Here is a 14,946-nt window from a genome sequence, read left to right on the forward strand (position 1 = left end):
GCGCGCGGCTCCCGGGGGGGCCGGGTCGGTTGCCCGCCCCCCCCGGCGCCCCCCCGCTGGAGCCGCCTGTCGGACTCGAACCGACGACCTGCTGTTTACAAGACAGCTGCTCTGGCCAACTGAGCTAAGGCGGCAGGCATTTCCCCCGACACGCCCGGACGGCCCGGGCGGTGCGGGCCGCTCCAGCCTACACGGGGCGATCACCGGGACGGCCGGTCCGCTGATCAGGGCCCTCCCCGCCCACCCGGGGCTCTCCCGGTCCGGTAACGACGCCGCGATGAGCATTTTTGCGCACCGGGTGCTTACTTTGCCCGCCGATTCGAGTTAAGTTCACTCCGCGTCCATAAAACATGGCCGTAACACCTTCCTACTCGGATCGTCCGGCACGTTCCTGCCGGTAGAAGGAGACAACTCGACATGGCTACGGTCACCTATGACAAGGCGACCCGGGTCTACCCGGGTGCCGACAAGCCCGCCGTCGACCAGCTCGACATCCAGATCGCGGACGGGGAATTCCTCGTCCTGGTCGGCCCCTCCGGCTGCGGCAAGTCCACGTCCCTGCGGATGCTCGCCGGCCTGGAGGACGTCAACGACGGCGCCATCCACATCGGTGACCGCGACGTCACCCACCTCCCGCCCAAGGACCGGGACATCGCCATGGTGTTCCAGAACTACGCGCTCTACCCGCACATGACCGTTGCCCAGAACATGGGCTTCGCGCTCAAGATCGCCGGCGTGAACAAGGCGGACATCCGCACCAAGGTCGAAGAGGCCGCCAAGATCCTCGACCTCACGGAATTCCTGGACCGCAAGCCCAAGGCCCTCTCCGGCGGCCAGCGGCAGCGCGTCGCCATGGGCCGGGCCATCGTCCGCGAGCCCCAGGTCTTCCTGATGGACGAGCCGCTGTCCAACCTCGACGCCAAGCTCCGCGTCCAGACCCGCACCCAGATCGCCGGCCTCCAGCGCCGCCTGGGCGTCACCACGGTCTACGTCACCCACGACCAGGTCGAGGCCATGACCATGGGCGACCGGGTCGCGGTCCTCAAGGACGGCCTGCTCCAGCAGATCGACACCCCGCGCCACATGTACGACAAGCCGGCCAACCTCTTCGTCGCCGGGTTCATCGGCTCCCCCGCGATGAACCTCATCGAGGTCCCCATCGCGGACGGCGGCGTGAAGTTCGGCAACAGCGTGGTCCCCGTCGAGCGCACCGCGCTCAGCGGCGCCCAGAACAAGGGCGACACCACCGTGGTCGTCGGCTGCCGCCCCGAGCACTTCGCCATCGTCACCGAGGGCGGCGAGTCCGGCGCCACGCTGGAGAAGGCCGACCAGGGCGCCGAGCACGGCGTGGCCGTCCTGGTCAACGTCGTGGAGGAGACCGGCGCGGACGCCTACGTCTACGGCACCGCGCAGCTCGACGGCGAGGCCAAGGACCTGGTCATCCGCGTGGACAGCCGGCACGTCCCGGGCAAGGGCGAGACGGTGCACGTGGTTCCGCGCCCCGGCGAGACCCACGTCTTCGCCGCCGGCACGGGCGAGCGCCTGAGCGACTGACCCCGCCCCGGGCGTTCCCCCGGGACACCTCCCGCGCGCGAAGGGTCCGGGTTTTCCGCACACACGGCGGAGACCCGGCCCTGTGCGCGTCAACGCGCGCACCCGATTCCGAGTCCGGCGTCACCCACGCGAGTGGCGGAATGTCACTGAATCGCTACCCCTCGCTACGATGCGATCCAGCTTCCACCTCACCGTCTCGCGAGGGAACCAGCAGTGAATCAGGCACTCCGTCACATCGGCAGAAGTCTCGCCATCGCGCTCCCGGTCGTCCTGGTCCTCTCCGGGACACTCGCCGTGGCCCGCGTCCCCTGGGCCGGCTCCTCCTCGGACACGCAGCTACTCACGGCCTCCGCCGAGGAGCGGCAGCAGGCGCCGGAGGACCTGCTGCGCGACCGGCTGATCCTCACCCTCCGCCAGGAGGACCCCAGCGCCGCGCTCACCGGCCTCCAGGAGGCCGTCACCAACGACCCCTCGCTCGCCCCGCACTGCGCCGGGATCGCCCGCGCCCTGGGCCGGGCCGCCGTGGAGAAGTACGGCAGCGCGCGGCGGGCCCAGCAGCACGCCCGCCCGGTCTGCGACACGTCCTTCGCGGCGGGCGTCGCCCAGACGGGCTGACGCGTCCCGCGCCGGGCGTGTCCGGCCCGGCGTTCCCCGGCCTGACCGGGGACGTTCCGCCGGACACGCCCTAGGCTGCGGGGCATGACGCATGCCCCGCACGACGTTCCGCACCCCACGCAGGCCGTGGTCCTGGCAGGTGGCCAGGGCTCGCGGCTGCGGCCCTATACCGACGACCGCCCCAAGCCGATGGTGGAGATCCCCGGCACCGGGGTGCCGATCATCGGGCACCAGCTCACCTGGCTGGCCGCCGAGGGCGTCACCGACGCGGTCATCTCCTGCGGCCACCTCGCGGAGGTGCTGAGGGACTGGCTGGACGCGGCGGAGCTGCCGCTGCGGGTCAGCACGGTCGTGGAGAGCGAGCCGCTGGGACGGGGCGGCGGCCTGAAGTACGCGGCGGCGGCCCTTCCCCGGCCGCACGAGCCGTGGTTCGCCACGAACGGGGACATCTGGACGCGCTTCTCGCTCCGCGAGATGTCCGCCTTCCACGCCGAGCGCGACGCGCTCGCGACGCTGGCGCTGGCGCGGCCACGCATCCCGTGGGGGGCCGTGGACACTGACGAGTTCGGCCACGTCCTGGACTTCATCGAGGCGCCGCCGTCGCCGTACCTGATCAACGCGGGCGTCTACGTCTTCGCGGCCGAGTTCACGAAGCTCCTCCCCGACCGGGGCGACCACGAACGCGCGACCTTCCCCCGCCTCGCCCGCGAGCGCCTCCTCGCCGGCTTCCCCATTCCGCAGGGCGCGTACTGGCGCGCCATCGACACGGCCAAAGACCTCCGCGAGGCAGCCCGCGAACTGAACGCCGAGCGGTAGCCCTTGCCGGGCCCGTCCCGGCCACGGTGCGGGCGCGGACCGCGCCGGTCCCCGAGCGGCCTCCCGCCGCGAGCCGCGGCGCGGCGGGGCCGCGAGCGGCGCCGCAGGCTTCACGGCCGCGCCGGACCCCGACGGTCTTCGGCCGCGCGTGCCTCGGTGCGGCGCCGCCCTCGTGGAGCGGCGCCACTCGCCGCGCCCGTCGGCTCGGCCGAGGGCCGGTGACCCGCCGCCACGCGCGGTCGGGCGTTGGACGTTCTCGCTGCCGGAGCTGCGACGGCCGTGAGCACAGCGCGGCGCCGGGCGCTGCGTGTGCGCCGGCCGCGCCGGGCAGCGAAGCTTGGGGGCTTTCCTTCCGGGGACGACGGCCCCGGTGCGCGTCGCTGGCGCCTCGCGTGGCGGGCCACCAGGCTGCGCCCGAAGGCACGGCCGAAGGCCGGTGATCCGCCGCCGTGCGCGGCCGGGGCGTTGAACGTCCCGCTGCTGCGACGGCCCTCGGCCGCGGCCCTGGGCAACCGCCGCGCGGGCGCGGACCGCGCCGTGTGCCCTGCGCCCGGGGGCCGCCCGGCCGCGCCGAAAGGGCGCCGTGACCGGAGCCTTTGCCGCGAGGCCCGGCGCAGCCGGGGGTGCGCCGGGCCTCGGGGGGCCGGGGGCGGTGGTGCGCCGTCCGCGGAAGGACTAGTCGCCGAGGAGGGCGCCTAACCGAGCAGCCCGCCGATGGGGCTGAGGCCGCTCCGATCACCTCCGTCGTCGGCGGGGGGGGTTTCTGGGGCGGGTTCGGCCGCGTCGCCCGTGCCGCCGCCGCCCGTCGCGGGGTCGGCGGGGGCCGGTTCGGGGTCGGACTGGGGCGGGGCGGCGGGCTGCTGGGGGGCGGGGACGGTCTGCTCGGCGGCGGGCGCGCCGCTGTCCTGCGGGCCCTGGGTCGCCGCGCCGGGCTCCGAGCCCGGCTCCTCGCCGGCCGTCGGGCCCTCGCCCCGCTCGGCCTCCTCCGGGGAGGCGGAGCCGTCCGCACCGGCCGGGCCGGGCCGCTCCCGGCCGTTGTCCCCGGCCTCGTCCTCCTCCTCCGTGCGGCCCTCGCCGGGGAGCTGCTGCCCGGGAAGGTGGTTGCGTGGCGGCTCGCCCGGCTCCGGCACGGTGGCGAACTCCGAGGAGCGCACCGCCCCACCGAGCAGCGAGCCCAGCAGCAGCGCGGAGCCCAGCAGCAGCAGGGCGATGAGACCGCCGCGCCGCACGACGCGGCGGCGCAGGTCGCCCAGCGGGGCGCGCGGCCCGAGCCGCCGCCACGCCTCGCCCGCCAGGCGGGCGTCCAGCGAGTACACCGGGGCGCCGGCGATCAGCAGGGGGGACCAGGCGGCGCACAGGAAGATGTCGGGCGTGTCGTACGCGGGGCCGTTGCTCCAGCCGACCGTGACGAGCAGCGCCAGGGACAGCAGCGCGCCGAGCCCGGCCGCCAGCCGCTGCCACAGCCCGAAGACGGTCAGCACGCCGACGATGATCTGGGTGAACGCCACGGTCAGCCCGGCGCCCACCGGGTGGGCCAGGGCCCAGCCGTGCAGGGGGGCGGCCAGGGACCAGGGTTCGAGGCCGTCGAGCCAGGTGTAGAGCGAGCCGCGACGGCCGCCGTCGAAGTACACCGGGTCGGTGAGCTTGCCCATGCCGGCGTAGATCGCCATGAAGCCCAGGACCAGGCGCAGCGGCAGGAGCACCAGGCCGAGGCTGAGCTGGCGGGAGCTCTGGTGGTACCGCCGGGCGCGGTCCCGGCCGCGGGCGTGGGACGGGCCGGTGCCCTCGCGGTCCTCCTCGCCGGCGTCGCCCACGTCACCGAGGTCGTCCGCGTCGCCGATCGGGGGAACGGGCGGCAGCAGCCGGGTGCGGTCGGCGCCGCCGGCGACCTCGGGGGGCCGCGGACCGCGCGGGGCGACGACGGGGGCGGTCGCGGAGGAGGAGACCCGCGGCAGGACGCGGGTGGCGCCGGCGCCCGCCGGGGTGGGAGAGGCGTGGCCGGCCGCCCGGACGGCCTGGAGCAGCGCCCCGGCCGCGAGGTCGCCCGGGGCGCTGCGGCCGGTCCACACCACCGGCCGGCGGCGGCCGGGAGCGGCGGGCACGCGCGGCAGCGGGGCGGTCTCGTCGACCAGGATGCTGACCGGGGGCGGGGTGGGAAGCCGTACCCGGAAACTGGCGTGGTTCACGATGACCTGGGCCGGGTCGCACGGCACCTTGACCGTGCTGAGCACCGGCTCGTCCCTCGGCAGGCCGCGGTGTGTTCTGGTGTCCACACTCATCTAACCGAGTGACGCAGGTTTAAGACACTGCCTCGAGCACCCCAAAGTGTGTCCGAGACCCGTCAATCCCGGCCCGCCGGACGAGAATCTCCGCCCGACGGACGAGCCCGCGCCCGGGGCCCGCCGCTCAGGCCCCCGGCGCCCGGCGCCGCGACGCCTCCCACAGCACGATCCCGGCGGCCACCCCGGCGTTCAGCGACTCGGCCGTGCCCGGCATCGGGATGCGCACGCGGATGTCGCAGGTCTCCCCGACCAGCCGCGACAGGCCCTTGCCCTCGCTGCCGACGACCAGGACCACGGGACCGGCCAGGGCGTCCAGTTCGGACAGCTCGGCCTCGCCGTCCGCGGCCAGGCCCACGACGGTCAGGCCCGCCTTCTGGTAGGCGGTCAGCGCGCGGGTGAGGTTGGTGGCGCGCGCGACGGGCGTGTGCGCCGCCGTGCCGGCGGAGGTCTTCCACGCGCCCGCGGTCATCCCGGCCGAGCGCCGCTCGGGAACGACCACGCCGTGCCCGCCGAAGGCCGCGGCGGAACGCACTACCGCGCCGAGGTTGCGCGGGTCGGTCACGCCGTCGAGGGCCACGATCAGGGGGGCCTCGTCCGCGTCGAAGGCGGCGGACGCGAGGTCGTCGGGGTGCGCGTACTCGTACGGCGGGACCTGGAGGACCAGGCCCTGGTGGTTCAGCCCGTTGGTGATGCGGTCCAGCTCGGCGCGCGGGGCCTCGGCGAGGTGGACGCCGCCGCGGTCCACGGCGAGCTTGACGGCCTCGGTGACCCGGTCGTCCGTGTCGAGGAACTGCTGCACGTACAGCCCCGTGGCCGGGACGCCGGCGCGCAGCGCCTCCAGCACGGGGTTGCGCCCGACGACCAGCTCGGCCGGGGCCTTGCCCCCGCGGCGGGGGGCCTGCTGCTTGCGGGCGCGGGCCGCCGCGGCGGCGGCGCGCTGCTTGGGGTGGCCCGTGCGCATCTCGGCGGGCGGGGTGGGGCCCTTGCCCTTCAGACCGCGGCGGCGCTGGCCCCCGCTGCCGATCTGGGGGCCCTTCTTGTTGCTCTGGCGGCGGCCTGGCCGCGGGCTGTTGCCTGGCATCGGTGAACGCCCGTCCTTGTCAGTTCAGTTCCCAACGGGGGCCGTTGGGGGTGTCCTCGATCACCAGGCCGGCGGCGGTCAGCTCGTCGCGGATGGCGTCGGCGGTGGCGTAGTCCTTGCGTTCGCGGGCGGCCTGGCGCTGGGTCAGGACGAGGCCGACGAGGGCGTCGACCACCCCGGTCAGCTCCTCGCCGCGCCCGGCGTCGCCGCCGGCCCACTGGGGGGAGAGCGGGTCGAGGCCGAGCACGCCCAGCATGGCCCGGACCTGCCCGGCCAGCGCGGCGACCGACTCCTTGTCGCCCTCGGCCAGCGCGGCGTTGCCCTGGCGGACGGTGGTGTGGACGGCGGCCAGGGCCTGCGGAACGCCCAGGTCCTCGTCCATGGCGGCGGCGAAGTCCTCGGGAACGTCCGCCGCGGGCGCGATCTCGCCGGCCTGCTCGGTGGCGCGCTGAAGGAAGCCCTCGATGCGCGCGAACCCGGCCTCGGCCTCGGCGACGGCCGCCTCGCTGTACTCGATGGTGGAGCGGTAGTGCGGGGTGCCCAGGTAGTACCGCAGGACGATGGGGCGCCAGCGCTTGACCATCTCGCCGACCAGCACCGAGTTGCCCAGGGACTTGCTCATCTTCTCGCCCTGCATGGTGACCCAGGCGTTGTGCAGCCAGTACTGCGCGAACTCGTCGCCCGCGGCCCGGGACTGGGCGATCTCGTTCTCGTGGTGGGGGAAGATCAGGTCGATGCCGCCGCCGTGGATGTCGAAGGCGGGGCCCAGGTACTTGTGGGCCATGGCGGAGCACTCCAGGTGCCAACCGGGGCGGCCACGGCCCCAGGGCGTCTCCCAGCTGGGCTCGCCGGGCTTGGCCGCCTTCCACAGCGCGAAGTCGCGCGGGTCGCGCTTTCCCGTCTCGCTCTCGCCGGCGGGCTGGAGCAGGTGGCCGAGGTCCTGGTTCGACAGGGCCAGGTAGCCGGGGAAGCTGCGGACGTCGAAGTAGACGTTGCCGTCGGCGGCGTAGGCGTGGCCGCGTTCGATCAGCGTGCGCATCATCGCGATCATCTCGGGCACGTGCCCGGTCGCGCGCGGCTGGTAGGTGGGCGGGAGGCAGCCGAGGGCGTCGTACGCCTCGTCGAACGCCCGCTCGTTGCCGAAGCCCACGGCCCACCAGGGGGTGCCCAGCTCCGCGCTCTTGGCGATGATCTTGTCGTCGATGTCCGTGACGTTCCGCACGAACGTCACGGAGTAGCCCCGGTGGGTCAGCCAGCGGCGCAGGATGTCGAAGTTGAGCCCGGAGCGGACGTGGCCGATGTGCGGGGCGGCCTGCACGGTGGCACCGCAGAGGTAGATCGAGACACAGCCCGGCACGAGCGGGGCGAAGTCGCGGATCTTCCTGGCGCTGGTGTCGTACAGACGAAGGCTCACGCGTCAAGAGTAGTGGGCCTGGGAAGGCCGCGTGCCCACGGCCCGGGCGGCGCTGCCCCCCGGCGTGGGCGCGCGTTATGGCCCGGCGGCGCGGGGCAGGACGAGGGCCGTGGCGACGGCGGCCAGGCCCTCGCCGCGGCCGGTCAGGCCCAGGCCGTCGGTGGTGGTGCCGGAGACGGAGACGGGGGCGCCGCCGAGCGCGGCGGACAGCGCCCGCTGGGCCTCCGCGCGGCGGGAGCCGATCCGGGGGCGGACGCCGATGACCTGGATGGCGACGTTGCCGATCTCGAATCCGGCGGCGCGCACGATGCGGGCGGTCTCGGCCAGCAGGGCGGCCCCCGAGGCGCCCGACCACTCGGGGCGGTCGGTGCCGAAGTGCTCGCCGAGGTCGCCGGTGCCGGAGGCGGAGAACAGCGCGTCGCAGGCGGCGTGCGCGGCCACATCGCCGTCGGAGTGCCCGGCCAGGCCGAAGGAGGCGTCCGGCCAGTGCAGGCCCGCACACCACAGGGGGCGGCCGGCCTCGAAGGCGTGGACGTCGGTGCCGACGCCGACCCGGGGCAGGGAGGGGGTTCCCGGGCCGGGCGCCCGGGGGTCAGAAGCCATCGTTGAGCCTCCGGCGGGCGAGCACGGCCTCGGCGAGGACGAGGTCCAGGGGGCGGGTGACCTTGAACGCCTCCTCGTGCCCGGGGACGAGGACCACGGGCACGCCGAGGCGCTCGACCAGGGCGGCATCGTCGGTGGCGCCGGTGGCGCCGGTGGCATCGGCGTGCAGCTCGTGCGCCTTGGCCAGCGTGGCGCGATCGAAGCCCTGCGGTGTCTGGACCGCTCGCAGCAGGGAACGGTCGGGCGTGCCGACGACCGGCTCCGGCCCGCCGGGGAGCCGGCCTTCGGGAGCGGGGCCGACCTGCTTGACCGTGTCGGTGACCGGCAGGGCGGGAACGACCGCGGGCGCGCCGGCGCGGACGGCGGCCACGACGGCGTCCACGGTGTCGACGGGCACCAGCGGGCGGGCGGCGTCGTGCACCAGGACCACCTCGATGGACTCGGGCACGGCGGCCAGGCCGAGGCGGACCGACTCCTGGCGGGTGGCGCCGCCGGGGACGACCATCTGTTCGACCGGGGGCGGGGCGGGCTGCTGGTCGAGCAGCGCGCGGACGGCCTCCGTCCGGTCGGGCGGGGCGACCACCACGACCAGGCCGATAGCGCGGGCCCGTGCCAGGGCGCGGACCGCGTGGACCAGCAGGGGGGTGCCGTTGAGGGGGCGCAGCGCCTTGGGCGTGCCGGGCCCGAGCCGCACGCCGCTGCCCGCCGCCGGGACGATGGCGGCGGCGATCGCGGGCCGGCCGGCGTGGGGGGAACCGCGGAAGTGCGGTGTGGTGTCTGTCATTTGAGGACCGGTGCAGGTTTGTTTGCAGGGGGGTGGTGGGTATGGCCTGAGCGTGCCGGGCACCAGCCGATCGGACCCTTCCGTGACAGGCCGGTCGAGCGGGCTTCACGGTCCCGGCACACCTTTCCGGGAACGATCCGTACATGCCACAGCGCCCGTCCGGCATGGGGGAATGCCTTCGGGCGCTGCGGCACGTCAGTCGCTGGCAATGTCGCTGGCGTTCAGTGTGAGGTCCGCGTGATGTCCGGCCGGGTGAGCCCGGCCGCTCGTCCAGCGGTGTGGTGTCCGGTGTGCCCGCGATGACGCGGGGCCGTGAAGTGCGCCGGTCAGGAGGCGAGGACCTCGTCGAGGAGCGACTCCGCCTTGTCCTCGTTGGTGGCCTCAGCGAGGGCCAGCTCGCTGACGAGGATCTGCCGCGCCTTGGCGAGCATGCGCTTCTCGCCGGCGGACAGGCCGCGCTCGCGCTCGCGGCGCCACAGGTCGCGCACGACCTCGGCGACCTTGATGACGTCGCCGGACGCCAGCTTCTCCAGATTTGCCTTGTAGCGCCGGGACCAGTTCGTCGGCTCCTCGGCGTACGGTGCGCGCAGGACCTCGAAGACCCGGTCCAGACCGTCCTGCCCGACCACGTCGCGCACGCCCACCAGCTCGGCGTTCTCCGCCGGGACGCGCACTTCCAGGTCACCCTGGGCGACCTTCAGCACCAAGTACGTCTTGTCCACGCCCTTGATCTGGCGCGTTTCGATAGCCTCGATCAGCGCGGCCCCGTGATGGGGATAGACCACGGTGTCGCCAACCTTGAACGTCATGTGACAGGTACCCCTTCCGTGGCTCTCCATGCTAACACGGGAAGACAGCCCTTTGAATGACGTTTTCGCAGGTCAGACCACATCTCGGGGGTTGACAAGGGCGGGCGCGGCATGCTTCGGCCCCCCGCGGGGGGCGGGTATCCGCAGGTGGGAGCGGGGTTGGCGGGGCCGGGAAGTTCGCCGACCGGGGCGCGGCGGAGCAGAAGAAAGTTCGGTCGATCAGGGAAAGGCGTCCGATTTGTCATGGTTGACAGAAAGGGTTCGGGTGCCTGTTTCAGGCTCGAAAGAATTGATCATTTGAATTCGTAGTCGGCCCGGTGTCGTTCCAGTGTCGTTCCAGGTCGTTTCGAGCCGCCGGTGGGGCCCGGTGCGGGGGCCCGCGGGGGGCCTCGGTACCCTGAGCCTCGTGATCAGCAGCCTTCGACGCGGCGGGGCCGCCGCCATCTTCGCGCTCTCCCTCGGCGCGGCGACCGCAGCGTGCGGCGCCGGTCAGGATGCCGAGACCGGCCAGATCCGGCCGGACAACGCCAACGCCCAGGTCGACGACATCCGGGTGCAGAACGTCAACGTCATCCTGACGGACGGCACCGAGGGTCCGGGCGCGGTCAGCGCCCGGCTGTTCAACAACGGCCGCGAGGACCAGACGCTGGAGTCGGTCACGCTGCCCGGCTCGGGGGCCCGGCTGGAGCTGACTCCCGCGGAGGGCGAGACCGAGGTCGTCGTCCCGGCCGGCGGGGAGCTGGCCCTGGGCGGCGAGGGCAACGCCACGGCGCTCCTGGAGGACCCGGCCGCGGCCGAGGTGGCCCTCGGCAACGCGCAGCAGCTCGTCTTCACCCTCAGCGACACGGGCCAGATCGAGCTCTTCGCCCGCGTGGTCGAGGCCACGGGCGCCTTCGAGTACTACGCGGACTGGGCCCCGCCGCGGGCCGAGGAGCCGGCGGAGCCCGCCGAACCGGGCTCCGAGGAGACCGGGGAGCCGGGCGAGGCCGGGGAGCCGGGCGAGGCCGGGGAGCCGGGCGAGACCGGCGGCGCGGGTGAGACCGGCGGAACCGCCGGGGACACGTCCGGGACCGGGGACGACGAGGCCGCGGCCGGCGAGGGCGCCACCACCGGCGACACCGGCACGGGCGGCGAGACCCAGGGCCCGGGCGGCACCGCGGAAGCCGAGGGCACGGCCACGACCGAGGGCCTCGGCACCGAGGACTAGCAGGACCCAGACCTCTGAGGAGACGGCCCGGCCCCCAGTGGGGGCCGGGCCGTCCGCATCCCGGCGCGGAATCCGCGCCGGGAGCGCGAAGAGGCCCCGGGCCCTACAACGCCTGGGTGCTCGTGCCTCCGGCACGGAGCCGTGGCCGACGCGCCGCCCAGGGCACGGGGACACGCCCGGGCCGAAGCCCCGGCCCACGGCGGAGGCCGCCCCGCCTCGTGCCTGGCACATAGCCGGGACCGGAGGCCCATGCCGGGCGCAGCCCGGATGACGGCCAGCCCGTGCCCCGGGCCGGAGGCCGATACCGGACGCAGCCCAGGTGACGGCCAGCCCGTGCCCCGGGCCGGAGGCCGATACCGGACGCAGCCCAGGTGACGGCCAGCCCGTGCCCCGGGCCGAAAGCCGATACCGGACGCAGCCCAGGTGACGGCCAGCCCGTGCCCCGGGCCGGAGGCCCATGCCGGGCGCAGCCCGGATGACGGCGGGCCCGTCCCCCGGGGCGGGCGGAGCCCGGGGGCAGAGGACGAAGGGCCGACCCCCGGCAGGGGGTCGGCCCGTGGTACACGCCTGCGGGCGGCCGGGAGGGGGGTCCCGGCGGTCCGCGGGGGCGTACCGGTCAGGGCTCGAACTTGTAGCCGAGGCCGCGGACCGTGACCAGGTAGCGGGGGGCGCCCGGGTCCGGCTCGATCTTGGCGCGCAGGCGCTTGACGTGGACGTCCAGCGTCTTGGTGTCGCCGACGTAGTCCGCGCCCCAGACCCGGTCGATGAGCTGCATCCGGGTCAGGACGCGCCCGGCGTTGCGCAGCAGCATGGCGAGCAGGTCGAACTCCTTCAGCGGGAGGTCGACCTTGCGCCCGGCGACGGTGACGACGTGGCGGTCCACGTCCATCCGCACCGGCCCGGCCTCCAGCGCGGCCGGGCTCTCCTCCTCGGACTCCCCGCGGCGCCGCAGCACCGCGCGGATGCGGGCGACCAGCTCCCGCGAGGAGAACGGCTTGGTCACGTAGTCGTCGGCCCCTATCTCCAGGCCGACGACCTTGTCGATCTCGCTGTCCTTGGCGGTCACCATGATGACCGGGACGTTGGAACGGCCGCGGAGCTGGCGGCAGACCTCCGTGCCGGGCAGCCCCGGCAGCATGAGGTCGAGCAGGACGAGGTCGGCGCCATTGCGCTCGAACTCGTCCAGCCCTTCGGGGCCGGTGGCCGCGATGGCGACCTCGAAGCCCTCCTTGCGGAGCATGTACGACAGGGCGTCGCTGAACGACTCCTCGTCCTCGACGACGAGCACTCGGGTCACGGGAGGACCTCCCGGGCAGGATCGTTGGTGCGGGTGGGGTGGTGCTGCGGCTCGGGCTCGCCGACGGCATCGGCGAACTCGGCCGGTTCATGGAGGGTGCCCCCCAGGCGCTCGCGCTTGCTGCGCGCCGCGAGGTGGCGTTCCCGGGCGCTGCCGGGTTCCGGCAGGCGCAGGGTGAAGGTGGAGCCCTGTCCCTCGGCGCTCCAGACCTGGACCTCCCCGCCGTGCGAGGCGGCCACGTGCTTGACGATGGCCAGGCCCAGGCCGGTGCCCCCGGTGGCGCGGGACCGGGCGGGGTCCACGCGGTAGAAGCGCTCGAAGACGCGCTCGCGGTCCATCTCGGGGATGCCGATGCCCTGGTCGGTGACGGCGATCTCGACGATGTCGCCGCCCTGGACGGGGACGCGGGAGCCGGAGATGGCCACCCGGGTGTGCGGGGGGCTGTAGTTGACGGCGTTCTCCACCAGGTTGCCGAGCGCGGCGGCGAGCTGCGCGCGGTTTCCCCACACCGAGAGGTCGTCGGTGCCGCCGGAGGCGATGGTGATGTGCTTGAACGCGGCCTGCTGGCGGCAGCGGTCCATCGCCTCGACGACCAGGTCCTCCACCGGCACCATCTCGGCGCCGGCAAGCATGTCGTTGTCCTGGACCCGGGAGAGGTCGATCAGCTCCTGGATGAGGTTGGTCAGGCGGGTGGCCTCGTTCTGCATCCGGCCGGCGAAGCGGGTCACGGCCTCGGGGTCCTCGGCGGCGTCGAGCACCGCCTCGGAGAGCAGGGACAGGGCGCCGGCCGGGGTCTTCAGCTCGTGGCTGACGTTGGCGACGAAGTCGCGGCGGACGGCCTCGATGCGGCGGGCCTCGGTCAGGTCCTCGACCAGCAGCAGCACCAGGCGGGAGCCCAGGGGCGCGGAGCGGGCGGAGACCGCCAGCACGTCGGCGCGGCCCAGGCCGCGCCCGCGGCGGGGCAGGTCCAGCTCGACCTCGCGGATCTCGCCGTCCTTGCGGGTGTCGCGGGCCATGCTCAGCATCGGCTCGACGGCCAGCCGGCCGCCGCGCACCAGTCCGAGGGCGTAGGCGGCGGAGCTGGCCTTGACCACGCCGTCGCCCTCGTCGAGGACGACCGCGGAGGAGCGCAGCACCGACAGGACGGTGTCCACGCCAGGCGGCAGGGCCGGGTCCGAGGGGCTCTGCGGCCCCGGGCGGAGGGGACGCGTACGCTCGCGTTCGCTGAGGCGGAATGCCAGCATGGCAACGACGCCGGTGCACACCCCGGCTATCGCTGCCACTGCGGCGACTGCCGCGTTCACGTCCATATCCTCAGGTTATGCGGGGCTTGCCCGCAGGCCACAGGTGTGACTGAAGATGCTCGTCCGGCCGCCCGAGATTGTTCACCTTGACGACAGCGACGCTTCACTTGACCGGGCGGAACCGGCCGCTTTGTGGACGATGCTTGGGACGACGCACGACGGCGGCGAAGGGAAGAGGAACGGTCAATGCGTGACGCGTATCACGAAGAGCTGGACGCCATCAGCGACAGCCTGGTGGAGATGGCCCGGTTCGTGGGCTCGGCGATAGGCCGGGCGACGACGGCGATGCTGGACGCCGACCTGAAGCTGGCGGAGAGCGTGATCGCCGCCGACGACAAGGTCGACGAGATGCAGCGCGACCTGGAGAACAGCGCAATTGCGCTGCTGGCCCGGCAGCAGCCGGTGGCCACGGATCTGCGGATCGTCGTGACCTCGCTGCGGATGAGCGCGGACCTGGAGCGCTGCGGGGACCTGGCGCAGCACGTGGCCAAGGTGGCGCGGCTGCGGTTCCCGGACTCGGCGGTGCCGCGGGACCTGTCCGCGACGATCCTGGAGATGGGGCAGCTCGCGCAGCGGCTGATGGCCAAGGCCACCGAGGTGCTGATCACCAAGGACGTGGACCTGGCGATGCAGCTTGAGCAGGACGACGACGAGATGGACTCGCTGCACCGGACGCTGTTCGGTCACCTGCTGGACGACCGGTGGCGGCACGGCATCGAGACGGCCGTGGACGTGACGCTGCTGGGGCGCTACTACGAGCGGTTCGCCGACCACGCGGTGTCGATCGCCCGCCGGGTGGTCTTCCTGGTGACGGGCGAGCACGCCGACGAGTTCTCGCCGGAGCCGGAGGCGACGGTCTGAGGCTCGTCGGCCGGCGTGGGCGGGGCGGGCGTTCCCGCGCTTGCGCCCGCGCGCCGGTCACGCGCCCGTTGACGGGCACGGGCCGCGCGGGCGCAATGGCGGGGACAGATTCCCGTTGCCGGAGAAGGGATTCCTCATGACCGCCTCACCCTCCCCGACGCCCCAGCCCGCCTCGTCCGCTCCCGCGCCGGTGCGCCGGCCGCTGCCGCTGCTCGGCGCCTGCGGCTGCGGCTCCGGCTGCTCCTGCGGCTGCCAGTCCGGCGGCGCCTGCCAGTGCGGCGGCGCCTGCTGAGGCCGTTCTCCTCGTGGCCCGGGAGCG

Annotated in this window: 14 protein-coding genes and 1 tRNA gene; 6 read left to right on the plus strand and 9 right to left on the minus strand. The window is 74.3% G+C overall.

What is annotated here, in order from left to right; all coding sequences use genetic code 11:
• Positions 1 to 57 precede the first annotated feature (57 nt).
• Positions 58 to 134 (minus strand) — tRNA-Thr (locus RM780_RS00720).
• A gap of 283 nt (positions 135 to 417) precedes the next feature.
• Here RM780_RS00720 and RM780_RS00725 point away from each other — a divergent pair.
• The 3 genes from RM780_RS00725 (at position 418) to RM780_RS00735 (ending at position 2,985) form a co-directional block, all read left to right on the plus strand.
• Positions 418 to 1,554 (plus strand): ABC transporter ATP-binding protein, encoded by a 1,137-nt coding sequence (locus tag RM780_RS00725; RefSeq protein ID WP_311628398.1) that lies wholly within the window; start codon positions 418 to 420, stop codon positions 1,552 to 1,554.
• A 213-nt stretch (positions 1,555 to 1,767) separates the two neighbouring features.
• Positions 1,768 to 2,169, plus strand: coding sequence for a hypothetical protein (locus RM780_RS00730; protein ID WP_311628399.1), 402 nt, complete (start codon positions 1,768 to 1,770; stop codon positions 2,167 to 2,169).
• Positions 2,170 to 2,253: 84 nt separating this feature from the next.
• Complete coding sequence (locus RM780_RS00735; protein WP_311628400.1) at positions 2,254 to 2,985, plus strand: nucleotidyltransferase family protein; 732 nt, start codon at positions 2,254 to 2,256, stop codon at positions 2,983 to 2,985.
• 695 nt (positions 2,986 to 3,680) lie between these two features.
• Here RM780_RS00735 and RM780_RS00740 read toward each other — a convergent pair.
• From RM780_RS00740 to RM780_RS00765, 6 genes are all read right to left on the minus strand, one after another.
• Positions 3,681 to 5,264 (minus strand): DoxX family membrane protein, encoded by a 1,584-nt coding sequence (locus RM780_RS00740; RefSeq protein WP_311628401.1) that lies wholly within the window; start codon positions 5,262 to 5,264, stop codon positions 3,681 to 3,683.
• A 127-nt stretch (positions 5,265 to 5,391) separates the two neighbouring features.
• Complete coding sequence (gene rlmB / locus RM780_RS00745) at positions 5,392 to 6,348, minus strand: 23S rRNA (guanosine(2251)-2'-O)-methyltransferase RlmB (RefSeq protein ID WP_311628402.1); 957 nt, start codon at positions 6,346 to 6,348, stop codon at positions 5,392 to 5,394.
• A 19-nt stretch (positions 6,349 to 6,367) separates the two neighbouring features.
• Positions 6,368 to 7,762, minus strand: coding sequence for a cysteine--tRNA ligase (gene cysS / locus RM780_RS00750; RefSeq protein ID WP_311628403.1), 1,395 nt, complete (start codon positions 7,760 to 7,762; stop codon positions 6,368 to 6,370).
• A gap of 75 nt (positions 7,763 to 7,837) precedes the next feature.
• Complete coding sequence (ispF, locus tag RM780_RS00755; RefSeq protein WP_311628404.1) at positions 7,838 to 8,365, minus strand: 2-C-methyl-D-erythritol 2,4-cyclodiphosphate synthase; 528 nt, start codon at positions 8,363 to 8,365, stop codon at positions 7,838 to 7,840.
• The gene (ispD, locus tag RM780_RS00760; protein WP_311628405.1) at positions 8,355 to 9,149 is read right to left on the minus strand and encodes a 2-C-methyl-D-erythritol 4-phosphate cytidylyltransferase; all 795 of its coding nucleotides are present in this window, start codon (positions 9,147 to 9,149) and stop codon (positions 8,355 to 8,357) included. Before ispD ends, ispF begins: the two co-directional genes overlap by 11 nt.
• 326 nt (positions 9,150 to 9,475) lie before the next feature.
• Positions 9,476 to 9,958: a CarD family transcriptional regulator gene (locus RM780_RS00765; RefSeq protein WP_049563928.1), complete on the minus strand. Its 483-nt coding sequence runs from the start codon at positions 9,956 to 9,958 to the stop codon at positions 9,476 to 9,478.
• A gap of 406 nt (positions 9,959 to 10,364) precedes the next feature.
• Here RM780_RS00765 and RM780_RS00770 point away from each other — a divergent pair, with 406 nt between their 5' ends.
• Positions 10,365 to 11,165 carry a DUF461 domain-containing protein gene (locus RM780_RS00770; RefSeq protein WP_311628406.1) on the plus strand — a complete coding sequence of 267 codons (801 nt, stop codon included), beginning with the start codon at positions 10,365 to 10,367 and terminating at the stop codon, positions 11,163 to 11,165.
• A 616-nt stretch (positions 11,166 to 11,781) separates the two neighbouring features.
• Here the strand turns inward: RM780_RS00770 and RM780_RS00775 are convergent.
• Together RM780_RS00775 and RM780_RS00780 are read right to left on the minus strand one after the other, a co-directional pair.
• Complete coding sequence (locus RM780_RS00775; protein ID WP_311628407.1) at positions 11,782 to 12,462, minus strand: response regulator transcription factor; 681 nt, start codon at positions 12,460 to 12,462, stop codon at positions 11,782 to 11,784.
• Positions 12,459 to 13,772 carry a sensor histidine kinase gene (locus RM780_RS00780; RefSeq protein WP_311628408.1) on the minus strand — a complete coding sequence of 438 codons (1,314 nt, stop codon included), beginning with the start codon at positions 13,770 to 13,772 and terminating at the stop codon, positions 12,459 to 12,461. Before RM780_RS00780 ends, RM780_RS00775 begins: the two co-directional genes overlap by 4 nt.
• A 180-nt stretch (positions 13,773 to 13,952) precedes the next feature.
• Here RM780_RS00780 and phoU point away from each other — a divergent pair, with 180 nt between their 5' ends.
• A complete protein-coding gene (gene phoU, locus RM780_RS00785) occupies positions 13,953 to 14,627 on the plus strand; it encodes a phosphate signaling complex protein PhoU (RefSeq protein WP_311628409.1) in 675 nt (224 codons plus the stop codon).
• Between the two features lie 136 nt (positions 14,628 to 14,763).
• The gene (locus RM780_RS00790; RefSeq protein WP_311628410.1) at positions 14,764 to 14,919 is read left to right on the plus strand and encodes a hypothetical protein; all 156 of its coding nucleotides are present in this window, start codon (positions 14,764 to 14,766) and stop codon (positions 14,917 to 14,919) included.
• The last annotated feature ends 27 nt before the right edge of the window (positions 14,920 to 14,946 follow it).

This window comes from Streptomyces boetiae, from assembly GCF_031845405.1.
GTDB classification, from domain to species: Bacteria; Actinomycetota; Actinomycetes; order Streptomycetales; family Streptomycetaceae; genus Streptomyces; species Streptomyces boetiae.

Excerpts from the sequence above, each read along its gene's own strand:
- phoU (WP_311628409.1), top strand. The coding sequence starts at position 13,953 with ATGCGTGACGCGTATCACGAAGAGCTGGACGCCATCAGCGACAGCCTG.
- RM780_RS00780 (WP_311628408.1), bottom strand. The coding sequence starts at position 13,772 with ATGGACGTGAACGCGGCAGTCGCCGCAGTGGCAGCGATAGCCGGGGTG.
- ispD (WP_311628405.1), bottom strand. The coding sequence starts at position 9,149 with ATGACAGACACCACACCGCACTTCCGCGGTTCCCCCCACGCCGGCCGG.
- RM780_RS00765 (WP_049563928.1), bottom strand. The coding sequence starts at position 9,958 with ATGACGTTCAAGGTTGGCGACACCGTGGTCTATCCCCATCACGGGGCC.
- rlmB (WP_311628402.1), bottom strand. The coding sequence starts at position 6,348 with ATGCCAGGCAACAGCCCGCGGCCAGGCCGCCGCCAGAGCAACAAGAAG.
- RM780_RS00740 (WP_311628401.1), bottom strand. The coding sequence starts at position 5,264 with ATGAGTGTGGACACCAGAACACACCGCGGCCTGCCGAGGGACGAGCCG.
- RM780_RS00790 (WP_311628410.1), top strand. The coding sequence starts at position 14,764 with ATGACCGCCTCACCCTCCCCGACGCCCCAGCCCGCCTCGTCCGCTCCC.
- ispF (WP_311628404.1), bottom strand. The coding sequence starts at position 8,365 with ATGGCTTCTGACCCCCGGGCGCCCGGCCCGGGAACCCCCTCCCTGCCC.
- RM780_RS00725 (WP_311628398.1), top strand. The coding sequence starts at position 418 with ATGGCTACGGTCACCTATGACAAGGCGACCCGGGTCTACCCGGGTGCC.
- RM780_RS00735 (WP_311628400.1), top strand. The coding sequence starts at position 2,254 with ATGACGCATGCCCCGCACGACGTTCCGCACCCCACGCAGGCCGTGGTC.